This is a genomic window from Novosphingobium sp. (genome assembly GCF_027531025.1).
Taxonomy (GTDB): Bacteria; Pseudomonadota; Alphaproteobacteria; order Sphingomonadales; family Sphingomonadaceae; genus Novosphingobium.
The window spans coordinates 403699-418092 of sequence record NZ_JAPZQX010000002.1; the positions used below are offsets into that span (position 1 = coordinate 403699).

General features: G+C 66.6%; 14 protein-coding genes. 11 read left to right on the forward strand and 3 right to left on the reverse strand.

Features of this window, described 5'->3' with window-relative positions; translation table 11 throughout:
* Positions 1-14 precede the first annotated feature (14 nt).
* Positions 15-494 (forward strand): DUF1203 domain-containing protein, encoded by a 480-nt coding sequence (locus tag O9281_RS02530; protein WP_298182397.1) that lies wholly within the window; start codon positions 15-17, stop codon positions 492-494.
* Positions 491-1534 carry a bifunctional transcriptional activator/DNA repair enzyme AdaA gene (locus tag O9281_RS02535; protein ID WP_298182399.1) on the forward strand — a complete coding sequence of 348 codons (1044 nt, stop codon included), beginning with the start codon at positions 491-493 and terminating at the stop codon, positions 1532-1534. Before O9281_RS02530 ends, O9281_RS02535 begins: the two co-directional genes overlap by 4 nt.
* Here O9281_RS02535 and O9281_RS02540 read toward each other — a convergent pair.
* From O9281_RS02540 to O9281_RS02550, 3 genes are read right to left on the reverse strand one after another with little or no spacing between them, the layout of a single operon-like run.
* Positions 1531-2175: a glutathione S-transferase family protein gene (locus tag O9281_RS02540; RefSeq protein ID WP_298182401.1), complete on the reverse strand. Its 645-nt coding sequence runs from the start codon at positions 2173-2175 to the stop codon at positions 1531-1533. The genes O9281_RS02535 and O9281_RS02540 overlap by 4 nt on opposite strands.
* The gene (locus tag O9281_RS02545; protein WP_298182403.1) at positions 2169-3755 is read right to left on the reverse strand and encodes a cryptochrome/photolyase family protein; all 1587 of its coding nucleotides are present in this window, start codon (positions 3753-3755) and stop codon (positions 2169-2171) included. Before O9281_RS02545 ends, O9281_RS02540 begins: the two co-directional genes overlap by 7 nt.
* On the reverse strand, positions 3752-5917 hold the full coding sequence (locus tag O9281_RS02550) for a primosomal protein N' (protein ID WP_298182404.1): 2166 nt from the start codon (positions 5915-5917) through the stop codon (positions 3752-3754). The genes O9281_RS02545 and O9281_RS02550 overlap by 4 nt, the downstream gene beginning before the upstream one ends.
* Before the next feature lie 65 nt (positions 5918-5982).
* On the opposite strand from O9281_RS02550, the gene O9281_RS02555 reads away from it, so the two are divergent.
* From O9281_RS02555 to cysS, 9 genes are all read left to right on the forward strand, one after another.
* Positions 5983-6666 (forward strand): DUF4197 domain-containing protein, encoded by a 684-nt coding sequence (locus O9281_RS02555; protein WP_298182406.1) that lies wholly within the window; start codon positions 5983-5985, stop codon positions 6664-6666.
* Positions 6667-6746: 80 nt separating this feature from the next.
* Complete coding sequence (gene fsa, locus O9281_RS02560; protein WP_298182408.1) at positions 6747-7397, forward strand: fructose-6-phosphate aldolase; 651 nt, start codon at positions 6747-6749, stop codon at positions 7395-7397.
* A gap of 11 nt (positions 7398-7408) precedes the next feature.
* Positions 7409-9223: a cobaltochelatase subunit CobT gene (gene cobT, locus O9281_RS02565; RefSeq protein WP_298182410.1), complete on the forward strand. Its 1815-nt coding sequence runs from the start codon at positions 7409-7411 to the stop codon at positions 9221-9223.
* Between the two features lie 57 nt (positions 9224-9280).
* Positions 9281-9928 (forward strand): hypothetical protein, encoded by a 648-nt coding sequence (locus O9281_RS02570; RefSeq protein ID WP_298182412.1) that lies wholly within the window; start codon positions 9281-9283, stop codon positions 9926-9928.
* A complete protein-coding gene (locus O9281_RS02575) occupies positions 9918-10445 on the forward strand; it encodes a DUF2846 domain-containing protein (protein ID WP_298182414.1) in 528 nt (175 codons plus the stop codon). The genes O9281_RS02570 and O9281_RS02575 overlap by 11 nt, the downstream gene beginning before the upstream one ends.
* 112 nt (positions 10446-10557) lie before the next feature.
* Positions 10558-11235: a nitroreductase gene (locus O9281_RS02580; protein WP_298182416.1), complete on the forward strand. Its 678-nt coding sequence runs from the start codon at positions 10558-10560 to the stop codon at positions 11233-11235.
* Positions 11236-11246: 11 nt separating this feature from the next.
* Positions 11247-11918, forward strand: a complete 672-nt coding sequence (locus tag O9281_RS02585) for a nitroreductase (RefSeq protein WP_298182419.1) — start codon at positions 11247-11249, stop codon at positions 11916-11918.
* A gap of 26 nt (positions 11919-11944) precedes the next feature.
* Complete coding sequence (locus tag O9281_RS02590; protein ID WP_298182421.1) at positions 11945-12823, forward strand: DMT family transporter; 879 nt, start codon at positions 11945-11947, stop codon at positions 12821-12823.
* Positions 12824-12922: 99 nt separating this feature from the next.
* Complete coding sequence (gene cysS, locus O9281_RS02595) at positions 12923-14389, forward strand: cysteine--tRNA ligase (RefSeq protein ID WP_298182423.1); 1467 nt, start codon at positions 12923-12925, stop codon at positions 14387-14389.
* Positions 14390-14394 lie beyond the last annotated feature (5 nt).

Consider the following 14394-nt stretch of genomic DNA (forward strand, 5'->3'; position numbering starts at 1 on the left):
AACGGAGTATCCCCATGACCTATCGCATCACCGGCCTGCCGCGCGCGGCCTTCAGCCACCTGATCGGCGCGAGCGACGCCGAACTGGCGCGCCACAATGCCGTGCGGATGACCGCCAGCCGCCCGCAGAGCGCACCCTGCCGGATCACCCTGGTCGATGCCGAACCCGGCGAAACACTGATCCTGGTGAACCATGTCAGCCACGACGTGGCGAATCCCTACCGCGCGAGCCATGCGATCTTCGTGCGGGAAGCCGCCGGTCCGGCCGCCAGCTATGTCGATGCGGTGCCGCCCGTCTTCGTCCCCCGCATCCTGTCGCTGCGGGCCTTTGACGAGCAGGGCATGATGATCGACGCGCGGCTGACCCAGCCCGGTGAGGCCGATGGCGGGATCCGCCAGCTGCTTGCCAATCCCGCGACAGCCTATATCCATGCCCACAATGCGACCCGTGGCTGCTTTTCGACCCGGATCGATCGCCACGGAGCCGCGGCATGACCATCGACGACGATGATTGCTGGACCGCCGTGCTGGCGCGCGACCGGGCCTTTGACGGACGCTTTGTCACCGGTGTGCTGACCACGCGAATCTATTGTCGGCCGAGCTGCGCCGCGCGGCATCCGGCGCGGAGCAACGTGCGCTTCTTTGCCGACAGCGCGGCGGCGCGGGCGGCGGGCCTGCGCCCATGCAAGCGCTGCTCGCCCGACGATGTCAGCCGCGACGAGCGCGCCGTGCTGGCCGCGATCGCCGCGATCAAGGCTGCCGAACAACCGCTGGCCTTGGCCGCGCTGGCGGCGGAGGCGGGCTATTCGCCCAGCCACTTCCAGCGCGTGTTCACCCGCCACACCGGGCTATCCCCGGCCGCCTATGCCCGCGCCCTGATGCAGGAGCGGGCGGCCGAGGCGCTGACTGGCGAGCGCCGCGTCACCGACGCGATCTATGCCGCGGGCTATTCGGCCCCCAGCCGGTTCTATGACAACAATCAGGGGAGACTGGGTATGGCGCCTTCGGCCTGGGCCAATGGCGGCCGCGGCGTCACGATCCACTGGGCCGTGGTGGCAACCAGCCTTGGCCCGATGCTGGTCGCCGCGACCGACAAGGGCGTTTGCCGCCTGTCGTTCAACGAGGACCGCTCGGCGCTGGAAGCGCGCTTCCCGAACGCCGAACTGGTCGAAGGCGGAGCCGACTTCGCCGCGCTGCTTGAACAGGTGGTCGCCGCGGTCGAGCAGCCGGGCGACTATGCCCATATCCCGCTCGACGTGAAGGGCACCGCCTTCCAGGAAGCCGTCTGGCAGGAACTGCGCCGGATCCCGCCGGGCGAAACGCGCAGCTACGCCCAGCTTGCCGCCGCCGTGGGGCGCCCGAAGGCGGTCCGGGCGGCGGGCAGCGCCAACGGGGCCAATAATGTCGCCGTGCTGATCCCTTGCCACCGGGTGATCGCCAGCGGCGGCGGCCTGGGCGGCTATGCCTATGGGCTGGCGATCAAGCGCCAGCTGCTGGAGAAGGAAGGGGCACTCAGCCCCGGCGATCAGGACTAGCTGAGCATCGGCGGCATGCCCGGTTCGCACTTGCTCATGGCCCGCTGATAGGCCGGGCGCTCACCGATCCGCTGCAGATAGGCCGCGATATTGGGGTAGGCATCGAGCGACATGCCGCCAAAGGCGCGCGAGGTCGTCAGGTTGAAGCCCATCATGATGTCGGCCAGGGTCAGGTTGCGCCCGCCGAAGAACTCCGCCTCACCCAGTCGCGCGTTCGTCAGCGCCCAGGCCTTGGCGACGCGATCGGCCACGAAGGGCGGAGCTGTCGCCGCCCCCAGCGACTGCGCCACCAGCCCCATCATGCCATTGGTCATGAAGGTGGCGTTGGAAAAGTGGAACCAGAACAGGTGATCGGCAAAGTCCGGATCATCGACCCCCGGTGACAGGCGGCAGCCGCCATACTTGCGGTCGATATATTCGCAGATCGCCCCGCTTTCGCCCAGCACCAGACTTTGCCCGTCCTTGGCATCGGTAATGACCGGCGCGATCCCCATCGGGTGCAGCGCCTTGTATTCATCGGGCGCCAGCCGGTTGTCCTCGCGGCGGGTATAGAGTTTGAGGTCGTATTCGATCCCCAGCTCCTCGCACAGCCAGACGATCCGCTCGGACTGGGAAATGCGCAGGTGGTGGACAGTCAGCATGGGGAATCCTCTCGATCTGGCGTGGTCTTATGAGCATGGGCCCAGCCGCCGCTGGCCGGTTGCAATTGCTGGAGGAAGGCATCGGCGCTGGCAAGGTATTCGTTGCGCTTGGCTTCGGTCATTCGCCGCCAGGTGGCATAGGGATTGGCGAGGCGCGGGTTGCGGGCGAGCTTGCCCTCGTTGCGGGCGAGGAAGTGCCAGTAGAGCGCATTGAAGGGGCACCCACGGGGGCCTGTCTTGACCTTCACGTCATAGATGCAGGTACCACAATAGCCACTCATCCGGTCGATATAGGCACCGCTTGCGGCATAGGGCTTCGAAGCCAGCCGCCCGCCATCGGCAAACAGCGCCATGCCGGCGACATTGGGCAGTTCGACCCAGTCGAAGGCATCGGCGTAGACCACCAGGAACCAGTCGGCGACCTCCTGTGGCCGGATCCCGGCCAGCAGGGCGAAATTGCCCAGCACCATCAGTCGCTGGATGTGGTGGGCATAGGCATTGTCGCGGGTGGTGCGCACGCAATCGGCGAGGCAGGCCATCGGCGTTTCGCCGGTCCAGTAGAAGTCCGGCAGCGGGCGCTCGGCTTCCAGGAAATTGGCCTCGGCCAGCCCCGGCATTTCCAGCCAGTAGACCCCGCGGATGTATTCCCGCCAGCCGATCAATTGCCGGATGAAACCCTCGACCGCCGCCAGCGGCGCGCGGCCGGCGTGGTATTCGGCTTCGGCGCGGCGCGAGAGGTCGACCGGATCGAGCAGGCCGAGGTTGATCGCCGGGGAGAGGACCGCATGAAACAGGAAATCCTGCCCCGCCACCATGGCATCCTGCCATTGGCCGAAGGTAGGCAGGCGTTGGCGCAGGAAAGTTTCGGCCGCCACCTCGGCCTCAGCCGCCGTCACCGGCCAGTTGAAGCGCTCGAGCGATCCGAAGTGCTGGCCGAACCTGTCCCCGATCAGTTCCAGCACTTCCCGCGTGATCGCATCGGGGCCGAAGCGGGGCAGGGGCGGGCCTTTCAGCCCTGGCGGCGGGCCGGAGCGGTTCTCGGCGTCATAGTTCCACTTGCCGCCGACCGGCTCCTTGCCATCCATCAGGATGCCCGTACGCCGCCGCATCTCGCGGTAGAAGAACTCCATGCGGAGTTCCTTGCGCCCCGCTGCCCAGCCTGCGAATTCGTCGCGCGAACAAAGAAAGCGACTGTCGGGCAGGATCTCGACCGGGCAGCCCACAAAGGTCTGCCAATCGAGCATGGCCTGCTCGACCCGCCAGTCGCCCGGTTCGACCACGCGGATCAGGCGCGGGGCGTGGCGCTGGGCCGCGCGGATCACTTCGCCGGTGAAGCTGCCGGTATTGTCCGGATCGGTCAGCGACACATAGTCCACCCGCCAGCCCGCCGCGCGCAATTCCGCCGCGAAGTGGCGCATGGCGGATAGGATCAGCGCGATCTTGGCCTGGTGGTGGCGCACATGGGTGGCTTCCTCGGCCACTTCCATCATCAGCACCACCGTATCGGCCGGATCGCAGCCCTGCAGGCTTGCCAGCCGGTGCGACAGCTGATCGCCCAGGATCGGAACCAGAACGGTCATACGAAGGAATAAGGATCGATATCGACCGCGACCCGCACCCCTTGCGGGAAAGTCAGCGCACCCAGCCATTGCCGGATGATGTCCTGCAATTGCGCCGAACGGCGGGCATTGATCAGCAGGCGATAGCGATAGCGCCCGCGCAGCAGGGCCAACGGGGCAGGGGCTGGGCCCAGGATCATGACGTCAGGAAGGCTTGGCCGCGCGCCGCCGATCTGGCGGGCGGCCTCGCGCGCTTCGGCTTCGTCCTCGCTCGAAACGATGATCGCGGCCCAGCGGCCGAACGGCGGAGCGCCGGCATCGCGGCGCGCCTCGGCCTCGGCGGCATAGAAGGCGTCGCGGTCACCAGCGGCGAGCGCGGCGATCACGGCGGCTTCGGGATGGCGGGTCTGGATCAGCACTTCGCCGGGTTTTACCCCGCGCCCGGCGCGCCCGGCTACCTGGGCTATCTGCTGGTAGGTCCGCTCCGCCGCGCGCAGATCGCCGCCCTCCAGCCCCATGTCGGCATCGATCACGCCGACCAGCGTCAGTTCGGGGAAGTGATAGCCCTTGGTCACCAGCTGGGTGCCGACGATCACGTCGATCGCCCCGCCTTCAGCCCGGGCGACGAAATCGCCGATCTTTTCGGGGCTGTTGAGCGTGTCCGAGGTGGCGATGGCGATCCGGGCATCGGGGAACAGCGCGGTCACCTCGTCGGCGATGCGTTCCACGCCCGGACCACAGGCGACCAGGCAATCGGGCGTGTGGCATTCGGGGCAGGCTTCGGGCACTTCGGCGGCATGGCCGCAATGGTGGCAGGCCAGCCGCCGTGACAGGCGATGCTCGACCAGCCAGGCCGAACAATTCGGGCACTGGAAGCGATAGCCGCAATGGCGGCACAGCGTCAGCGGGGCATAGCCGCGCCGGTTGAGGAACAGCAGCGACTGTTCGCCGCGCCCCAGCCGCTCTTCCAGCGCCTTGACCAGCGAGGGGGCGATCCAGTGTTGGCGCGGCGGCTCGTCCTTGCGCAGGTCGACCACCTCGATGTGCGGCAGCGTCGCCCCGCCGAACCGGCTGGGCAGGTCGATCTTCCGGTAAACCCCGGCCTCGGCCAGTTGCAGCGATTCGAGCGCCGGGGTCGCACTGGCCAGGATCACCGGGATGGCCTCGAACCGGGCGCGGATCACCGCCACGTCGCGCGCGTTATAGCGCACGCCATCGTCCTGCTTGAACGAGACCTCGTGCGCCTCGTCGACCACGATCAGGCCGAGTTGCTTGAACGGCATGAACAGCGCGGAGCGCGCGCCGACCACCACCTGCGCCTCACCCGAAACGATTGCCCGCCAGGCGCGGCGCCGCTCGCTCTGCTTGAGGTTGGAATGCCACAGCACCGGCGGCACGCCGAACCGGGCCTCGAACCGGCGCAGGAAATTCTCGGTCAGGGCGATTTCGGGCAGCAGCACCAGCACTTGCCGCCCGCGCCGCACGGCTTCGGCAATCGCCTCGAAATAGCATTCGGTCTTGCCCGAACCGGTGACGCCATCGAGCAGGAAGGGCTGGAACCGCCCGGCATCGACCGCCGCGACAAATTCTTCGGCCGCCGCCTGCTGCTCCTCGGACAGCTCCGGCTGGGCGTGGTCGGGCCGGGCGCGGGGATAGCGGCGGTCAAGGTCGACCGTCACCGGCTCGAGGATCCCGGCATTGACCATCCCGCGCAGCACGCCTTCGGAAACGCTGGCCAGTTCGGCCAGTTCGCGGATCGAGGCCTGCTCACCCTGCAAGGCATCGAGCGCGGCGGCGCGCTGCGGCGTCAGCCGGGCGGGTTCATGGCCCGACAGGCGGTATTCGGTGGTCGTCCCGCCGCCGCGCAGCGCCGCCATCGATCCCAGCATCATCCGCGCCACCGAATTGAGCGGGGCGCAGTAATAGTCCGCCGTCCACTCGATCAGCCGCCGCAGGGCTTCCGAAATCGGCGGCACTGGTAGCACTTCCAGCAAGGGGCGCAGCTTGGCCTCGGGCACTTCGGTGCCTTCGAGCCGCTCCGGCTCCCACACGATCCCCAGTACCTGGCGCGGGCCCAGCGGAGCGATCACCAGGCTGCCGAGTTCGATCGCCATGCCGGGTGGAACCCGATAATCCAGCACCGACAGCACGGGATTGAAAACAAGGAGTCGGACGCGGTTCATCTGGGCTGCTATATGGAGACCGCCTGAGGGTGGCGGCAAGTGCCGCGCAATCGCAGGAGAGCATCATGACCCCGATTTCCGCATTCGCGCCCAGCCGCCGCGCGTTCCTGGCCGGTTCTTCCGCCGTGGCCCTGCTGGCGCTGCCGGGCTGCAGTTCGATGGGCAAGATCAGCTATACTGAGGCGATCCGCCGCCTGCTGGTGCTGGCAAGCGAGCGGGCCTTTGCCCGCATGGCCGCGCCGGGCGGCTATTGGGACCAGGCGGTGGAGCGGATCGGGCTGGACCGCTTCCTGGGTCGGCGCGGCGATGTGCTCGGACGGATCCTCACCTCGCGCCTGTTCAAGGACCGGCTGGAGGATGCCGTCGCGGATATCGCCGTGCGCGGTTCCTATCGCGTGGCCCCGATTGTGGCCGATACGGTGCGGATGATCGGGATCGAGAACGCGATTGATCTCGTCCGCGGCGGGCCGTCTGCGGCGACCGATTTCCTGCGCCGCTCGATGGCCGATGGGTTGGTGGAAACGCTGGTGCCTGAAGTGGGCGGGGCGCTGCGCGTGGCGCGCGAGCCGTTGATCGGGCAGGTGCTGGCGGCGCTGACTGGCGTCGATCTCGACCGGGTGGCGCGCGGCTTTGCGGCCGAGGTGGACAGTGCGATCTGGCGCGAGATCGGGGTCGAGGAAGCCGCCATCCGGGCCGATCCGGTGGCAACGCGCGATCCGCTGCTGACCGCGGCGCTCAAGGTGGTCTAGCGGGGCATCTAGCGGGCCATCTAGCGGGTTGGTGCGGGCTTCCCTATAGCAACCGGGAATCAACCCCGGAGCGCTGACCCGTGAAGTTCTTTGCCGACACCGCCGAAATCGCCGAGATCAAGGAACTGGCTGCCACTGGCCTGCTCGATGGCGTGACCACCAATCCCAGCCTGATCATGAAATCGGGCCGCGATTTCATGGAAGTGACCCGCGAGATCTGCGGGATCACCAGCGGCCCGGTCAGCGCGGAAGTGGTCGCGCTCGATCACGAAGGGATGATGCGCGAGGCGGAAGTGCTGCGCAAGATCGCCGACAACGTCTGCATCAAGGTGCCACTGACCATCGATGGCCTGAAGACCTGCAAGGCGCTGACCGACGATGGCACCATGGTCAACGTCACGCTGTGCTTCTCGGCCGCCCAGGCGCTGCTGGCGGCCAAGGCCGGGGCGACCTTCGTCTCGCCCTTCGTCGGCCGCCACGATGACAATGGCTTCGATGGCATGGCGCTGATCAGCGACATTCGTCTGATCTACGACAATTACGGCTTTGCCACGGAAATCCTCGTCGCCTCGGTCCGTCACGGCATCCACGTGTTGGAAGCTGCCAAGATCGGCGCCGACGTGATGACCGCGCCGCCCTCGGTCATCAAGGGCCTGTTCAAGCATATCCTGACCGAGAAGGGCATCGAAGGCTTCCTGGCCGACTGGGCCAAGACCGGGCAGTCGATCTGAGCGCATAAGCGATGGCCGACGAAACGCCCCTTGATCGCTTCCGTTCCGTGTTGACCGGCGCCAGCCGGGCGATTTCGCACGAGCCGGAACTGGAAGTGGCCTGGACGGCCGATGTCGCCGTGGCCAACGGCAAGAACCTGCGGGTGCCGATGCCGGGCCGCAACCTGCCGCGCGACCAGGCGATGGAAGCGCGCGGCCATGCCGATTCGATGGCGCTGCGGCTGCGCCACCACAATGATGCGCTCCATGCCAAGGCCGCGCCCAGCGAACCTTCGGCGCGGGCCTGCTATGACCTGGTGGAGCAGGTGCGCTACGAAGCCCTCGGCTCGAAGGCCTATGCCGGGATGCGCGACAATCTCGATGCGGCGATGGCCGTGCGGATTGCCGGCGATCCGATTGCCCGCGCCGCGAGTCCCGACGAGGTGCCGCTGCCGGTTGCGCTCTCGCTGCTGCTACGCGAACACCTCACCGGCCAGCCGGTGCCGGAAGCCGCGCGCAAGGGCACCGACATGCTGCGCGGCTGGATCGAAGAGCGCGCCGGAACCGATTTCAAGGCGCTGGCCCTGTCGCTTGACGATCAGAAGGCGTTCCAGGCGCTGAGCCTCGACATGCTCCAGCACCTCGAGCTGACCCGCTCCGAGCCGACCGAAGCCGAGCCTGAAGAGGGCGAGGACCAGGAGGGCGAGGACGACAGCGAGGACAATCCCGACGCCGGCGAATCGCAGGAAGACCAGGCCCCCAGCGAAGTGGCCGGTGAACCCAGCGAAGGCGACGAGGAAGGCGAGGGCGAGGTCGAGCAGCAGGTCGAGGACGACAATGCCGAGGCCGAGGCCGGTGACGATGGCGAGGAGGGGATGCTCCCCGTCCGCCCGAACCGCCAGTGGACCGATATTCCCGCCAATTTCGACTACAAGGTCTTCACCGAGCAGTTCGACGAGGTCGTCGCCGCGCAGGACCTGTGCGACGAGGAAGAACTGACCCGGCTGCGCGCCTATCTCGACGCGCAGCTGAAGGGCCTCCAGGGTATCGTCACCAAGCTGGCCAACCGGCTGCAGCGGCGCCTGATGGCTCAGCAGAACCGCTCTTGGGATTTCGACCAGGAAGAGGGCATGCTCGATGCCGCGCGGCTGGCCCGCGTGGTGATCAGCCCCGGCCACTCGCTGTCCTACAAGATCGAGCGCGATGTCGAGTTCAAGGACACCATCGTCACCCTGCTGATCGACAATTCCGGATCCATGAGAGGCCGGCCGATCTCGATCGCCGCGATCAGCGCCGACGTGCTGGCGCGGACGCTGGAGCGCTGTGGGGTCAAGACCGAGATCCTCGGCTTCACCACCCGCGCCTGGAAGGGTGGGCAGAGCCGCGAGGCCTGGTTGGCCAGCGGCAAGCAGGCCCAGCCCGGCCGCCTCAACGATCTGCGCCACATCGTCTACAAGAAGGCCGACGAGCCCTATCGCCGCAGCCGCCGCAACCTCGGCCTGATGATGCGCGAAGGCCTGCTCAAGGAAAACATCGACGGCGAGGCGCTGCTCTGGGCCCATACCCGGATGCTCGCCCGGCCCGAGGATCGCCGCATCCTGATGGTCATTTCCGACGGCGCGCCGGTCGACGATTCGACCCTTAGCGTGAACACCGCCGGCTATCTGGAACAGCACCTCAGGAAGGTGATCGACTGGATCGAGCGCCAGTCCCCGGTTCAGCTGGTCGCCATCGGCATCGGCCACGACGTGACCCGCTATTATCGCCGCGCCGTGACGATCATGGATGTCGAGCAACTGGGCGGCACGATGATCGAGCAATTGGCTGCGCTGTTCGAGGACGAATAGTCGACAACTCCAGATAGGCCCTTGCCAGCCAGCGCTGAGGCGGTAAGCCAGCCAGCGGTGGCAATGAAAATCTTTTTATCTCGCACTCTTGGTGTGGTTTCGGCCTGGTGGCTGACCGGCGTTGCTGCGGTTGCACAACCCGTCGCAACGGTGCCGGTTGGACCTGTCCCGTCCGTCGCGGCCCAGCCCATCGAGGCCTGTCCCGCACAGTCCGATTGCATTGCCGCCCTGACCCCGGTCGTGCTGAAGATCGGCGCCTTGCTCGGCAGCCGGGTGTCCACCTCTGGCGAGATGTTCCCGCTCACGCTGGCCGAACCACTAGTGCTCGATGGCCGGGTCGTGGTGCCGGCCGAAACCTCCGGCATGGGCGAGGTGGTCCATGCCAAGAAGACCGGGCTGGGCGTGGGCGGCGAACTGGTGCTTGCTGCGCGCTATCTCGACTTTGCTGGTCAGCGGATCCGCCTGCGCAGCATGCAGGTCGGCGGGAAGGGCAAGGATAACCAGACGCTGAGCTATGCCGTGGGCGCGACGGTGGGGCTGCCCGCCCTGTTCATTCGCGGCAAGCATATCGAGGTACCGCCGGGCACCCTGGCCGAGGCCAGGGTTGCGGCCCTGTTCGTCATTCCGCGCCAGGCGCAGGAAACCCCGGCGCCACAGGCGGCGCCAACCCCATCAACATCCGAAGGAAAAACCGATGGCCCTTAAGCTTTCCGCCCTGTTCCCCCTGGCCCTGGCTGCCAGCCTGGCCACGATGCCGGCCCAGGCGGCGGACAAGAAGGACGACGATGCCGCCCCGATCGCCTTGCCCGCACCGCCGGCCGGCAAGGGCCAGATCGTGTTCTTCCGCCCGGGCGGCATGGGCTTTGCCGTGGGCTGCTCGGTCAACGAGAACGGCCAGAAGGTCAGCTCGCTGGGCGCGGGCAAGTATTTCATCATGGTCACGGAACCCGGCAAGCACGAGTTCACCGTGAAAAGCGAGGCGAAGGACGCACTGGCGCTTGAGGTTGAAGCCGACGAAACGCAGTTCGCCAAGTGCCGGATCAAGATGGGGATCATGGTTGGCCGCCCCGATCTTGCCCCCGCGACCGAGGCCGAGTTCCGCGAGGCCAAGAAGCTGAAGCTGGTCGATGACGAGGATATGGGCCCCGGGCCGGGTGCGCTGCGTGCCGCCGATGTCGCTGCAGCCCTTGCACCAAAGCCGGCACCTGCACCCGCGCCCTGAGCGCCAAAAGCGGCCAACGACAGCGCGTCGCCGCGGGGCGGTGGCGCGCTGTCCACATCGCCGGGTCATCTTCGGGCTTGACCGCCCGGTTTAATCGTTCGATTAAACCGGTATGAGCAAAGCCAGCACCGTTACCGAAGCCGTCATGTCCCGCCGCTCGATCCGGGCGTTCAGCGACAGGCCCGTTCCCCTCGATGTCCTCAAGCAGGTCATGGATACAGCCCGCTGGACACCGTCGGGCTGCAATTTCCAGCCGTGGGAAGGCGCGATCCTGACTGGTGAGCCGCTGCGCCAGTTGCAGGAGAAGATGCGCGCTACCCCGCCGCAGGATCCCAAGGAATATTCGTGGAGCGATCCCGAAGTCCTGCCGGAATGCCTGGCTCGCCTGCACCAGGTGGGCGCGGACATGTATGCCGCCATGAATATCGAGCGCGGCGACAAGGCTGCGCGTGGCGATTTCATGGCGCAGAACATCGTCTCGTTCGGCGCCCCGGCCGTGCTGATGGTCTATTTCCCGCGGGTGATGGGCCCGCCGCAGTGGTCTGACGTGGGCATGTGGCTGCAGTCGATCATGCTGCTGCTGCGCGAACAGGGGCTGGATACCTGCCCGCAGGAATTCCTCTCGCTCTATGCCCGGCTGATCAAGGATTTCCTGGGCGTTTCGGATGAAAGCCACATCTTCTTCTGCGGTATCGCGATCGGCTATCGTGACGAGGAAGACCCGGTGAACGCGTTTGACCGCAAGCGTGAGCCGCTGGAGAGCAAGATCCAGTTCCTGGGCTTTGAATAGGACTTCCGGACATGAACGTTTCTGACGCCGTCGCCAGCCGCCGCACCGTGCGGGCCTTTGTGGACAAGCCTGTCGATCAGGCCGTGCTGCGGCGCGTGCTCGAAAAGGCGCAGCAATCGCCCTCGGGTGGCAATACCCAGCCGTGGAACGCGACGGTGATCACGGGTGAGCCGCTGGCGAAACTGCTGGCCGATGTCGCCGCGGTCCTGCCCGAAGGACCCGCGCGGCATAAGCCGGAGTACGACATTTACCCGCCCGAGCTTGACGGAAACTATGCCGAGCGCCGCAAGGGCGTGGGCGAAGCCATGTATGCCGCGCTGGAAATCCCGCGTGACGACAAGATGGGTCGGCTGATGTGGTTCGCGAAGAACTTCCAGGCCTTTGGCGCGCCGGTGCTGATGCTGATCCACACCCCGCGCTACATGGGCCGGCCGCAGTGGTCGGACATTGGCATGTGGCTGCAGACCGTGTGCCTGCTGCTGCGCGAGGAAGGGCTCGATTCCTGCCCGCAGGAAGCCTGGGCGATCTACCAGGAACAGATTCGCGGCGTGGTCGATATCCCGGAAGATCACATCTTCTTCTGTGGTATGGGTGTGGGCTGGCGCGATCCGGCTGCGCCGGTGAACAATTTCCCCGTACCGCGCGCGCCGCTTGACGAAGTGATCCGCTGGGAGGGCTTCTGAGCCTTTCACTCCTGCTCTGGGTACCGGTGACGCTGGCGGCGGCATCGGCACAGGTCTTTCGCAACGGTGCGCAGGCAGGGCTGACCAAGACCATCGGCATGCTGGGGGCGACGCAGGTGCGGTTCGTCTTCGGGCTGCCCTTTGCCCTGCTGTTCCTGGCCGGGGGCCTGGCGATCACCGATCAGCCGTTGCCCGGCCTGACCACCCCGGCGCTGGGCTGGGCGGCGCTCGGCGCGGTCTGCCAGATTCTCGGCACGGCGCTGATGCTGCTGGTGATGCACCAGCGCGCCTTTGGCGTGGCCTATGCCTATATCAAGACCGAGCCGGTGCTGGTCGCCGTGCTGGGGGTGATCCTGCTGGGCGATCACCTGAGCCCGCTAGCCTGGGCGGCGGTCGGCGTTGTCACAGCAGGGGTTCTGGTCGCCTCGGTCAAGCCGGGCGAGTATCGCAACCTGCTGAAGGAACGGCGGATGATCGCCGCCGGGGTGGGCGCGGGCGGACTGTTCGGCCTTTCCGCCATCGCCTTTCGCGGCGGGATCGGGGCGCTGGAGGGTGGCGATTTCCTGATCCGCGCGCTGACCGTGCTGGCGATCAGCCTGACGATCCAGGCGGGCCTGCTGGGCCTGTGGCTGGTGGCGCGAGACAGGGCGGCCTTTACCGGCAGCCTCAAGGTCTGGCGGACCAGCCTGGGCGCCGGGTTCCTCGGCGCCTTCGCCTCGGCCTGCTGGTTCACCGCCTTTGCCCTGACACCCGCCGCCAATGTCCGCACGCTGGGCCTGATCGAGATGCCGCTGGCCGCGCTGCTGGCCGGAAGGCTGACCGGCAAGGCCGCGAGCCGTCATGAAGTGATCGGCCTGACCGTGGTGATGGCGGGCGTCGGCCTGCTGTTCGCCTCGCTCGCCTAGCGTCGTCCCGGACCTGATCCGGGACCGCAGGCCGATTTGCCCTGGCCTTGCCAGCGGTCCCGGCTTGCGCCGGGACGACGAGGACGGCAAAGGCGTCGCATGACTACGACGCCCCTCAAGCTGTTCAACAGCCTGACCCGCCAGCTGGAAGAGTTCCAGCCCGTCCACCCCGGCGAGGCGCGCGTCTATACCTGTGGCCCGACGGTCTACAACTATCCCCACATCGGCAACATGCGGGCCTATGTCTTTGCCGACGTGCTGGGTCGGACGCTGAGCTTCAAGGGCTACAAGCTGACTCACGTGATCAACATCACCGACGTGGGCCACCTGACCGACGATGCCGACGCGGGCGAGGACAAGATGGAAAAGATGGCGGCCGAACGGGCCCAGTCCATCTGGGACATCGCGCAGCACTATACCGAAGCCTATTGGGCCGACGTGAAGGCGCTGGGCATCCGCCAGCCCGCCAAGTGGACCATCGCCACCGAATATGTCCCGGCGATGATCGACTTTGCGAAGTCGATTGCCGACAAGCACTGCTACGAGCTGGATAGCGGGCTTTACTTCGACGTTACGACCGTGGCCGACTACGGCCGCCTCGCCCGCGCTGTCACCGAAGAAGGTGAGGGCCGGATTGACGAAGTGGAGGGCAAGCGCAACGCCGCCGACTTCGCGATCTGGCGCAAGACCCCGCCGGGCGAGAAGCGCCAGATGGAATGGGATTCGCCCTGGGGCAGGGGCGCGCCGGGCTGGCACCTCGAATGCTCGGTCATGTCCGGGCAGGTGCTGGGTTTTCCGTTCGACATCCACACCGGCGGGATCGACCACCGCGAGATCCACCACCCGAACGAGATTGCCCAGAACCAGGCGTTCTGCTGCACCAATGGCCTCGATGTTCCCGCCAATTCGGGCGCCAACATCTGGATGCACAACAATTTCCTGGTCGAGCGTTCGGGCAAGATGAGCAAGAGCGCGGGCGAGTTCCTGCGGCTGCAACTGCTGATCGACAAGGGCTATCACCCGCTGGCCTATCGTCTGATGTGCCTTCAGGCCCATTACCGCAGCGAACTGGAATTCAGCTGGGAAGGGCTGCAGGCGGCGCTGGTGCGGCTGAAGCGGATGGTGATGGCCTGGGAGCGATTGGCCCAAACCCCTCCTAAGACCGCAGGGTCGCCAACAGCGATGGAGCAGATTCTTTCAAACCATGAAACTGCGTTCGCCGGAACAATCTCTGAAGACTTGAATACGGCGGTGGCCTTGACCGTTTTCGAAGAGCTGCTGGCCGACAAGAAAATCTCGTCGGATTTCAGATTGGATCTGCTGCGAAAGTTCGACGCGGTTCTGGGCTTTGAATTCGACAACCTGAGCAGGACCGACCTACGCATCCGCCCCAAGGCGGCGACCATCACCGAAGCCGAGATCGAAGCCGTCCTGACCCAGCGCAAGGAAGCGCGCGCGGCCAAAGATTTCGCCACCTCCGACCGCCTGCGCGACGAACTCGCCGCACAGGGCGTCGAGGTGATGGACGGCGATCCGCTGGGCTGGGACTGGAAGCTGGGTGAGTGAGCGCT

What these genes read in the sequence shown, in the direction of transcription:
- O9281_RS02530 (WP_298182397.1), top strand. Translation starts at nt 15, where the DNA reads ATGACCTATCGCATCACCGGCCTGCCGCGCGCGGCCTTCAGCCACCTG.
- O9281_RS02535 (WP_298182399.1), top strand. Translation starts at nt 491, where the DNA reads ATGACCATCGACGACGATGATTGCTGGACCGCCGTGCTGGCGCGCGAC.
- O9281_RS02540 (WP_298182401.1), bottom strand. Translation starts at nt 2,175, where the DNA reads ATGCTGACTGTCCACCACCTGCGCATTTCCCAGTCCGAGCGGATCGTC.
- O9281_RS02545 (WP_298182403.1), bottom strand. Translation starts at nt 3,755, where the DNA reads ATGACCGTTCTGGTTCCGATCCTGGGCGATCAGCTGTCGCACCGGCTG.
- O9281_RS02550 (WP_298182404.1), bottom strand. Translation starts at nt 5,917, where the DNA reads ATGAACCGCGTCCGACTCCTTGTTTTCAATCCCGTGCTGTCGGTGCTG.
- O9281_RS02555 (WP_298182406.1), top strand. Translation starts at nt 5,983, where the DNA reads ATGACCCCGATTTCCGCATTCGCGCCCAGCCGCCGCGCGTTCCTGGCC.
- cobT (WP_298182410.1), top strand. Translation starts at nt 7,409, where the DNA reads ATGGCCGACGAAACGCCCCTTGATCGCTTCCGTTCCGTGTTGACCGGC.
- O9281_RS02575 (WP_298182414.1), top strand. Translation starts at nt 9,918, where the DNA reads ATGGCCCTTAAGCTTTCCGCCCTGTTCCCCCTGGCCCTGGCTGCCAGC.
- O9281_RS02580 (WP_298182416.1), top strand. Translation starts at nt 10,558, where the DNA reads ATGAGCAAAGCCAGCACCGTTACCGAAGCCGTCATGTCCCGCCGCTCG.
- O9281_RS02585 (WP_298182419.1), top strand. Translation starts at nt 11,247, where the DNA reads ATGAACGTTTCTGACGCCGTCGCCAGCCGCCGCACCGTGCGGGCCTTT.
- cysS (WP_298182423.1), top strand. Translation starts at nt 12,923, where the DNA reads ATGACTACGACGCCCCTCAAGCTGTTCAACAGCCTGACCCGCCAGCTG.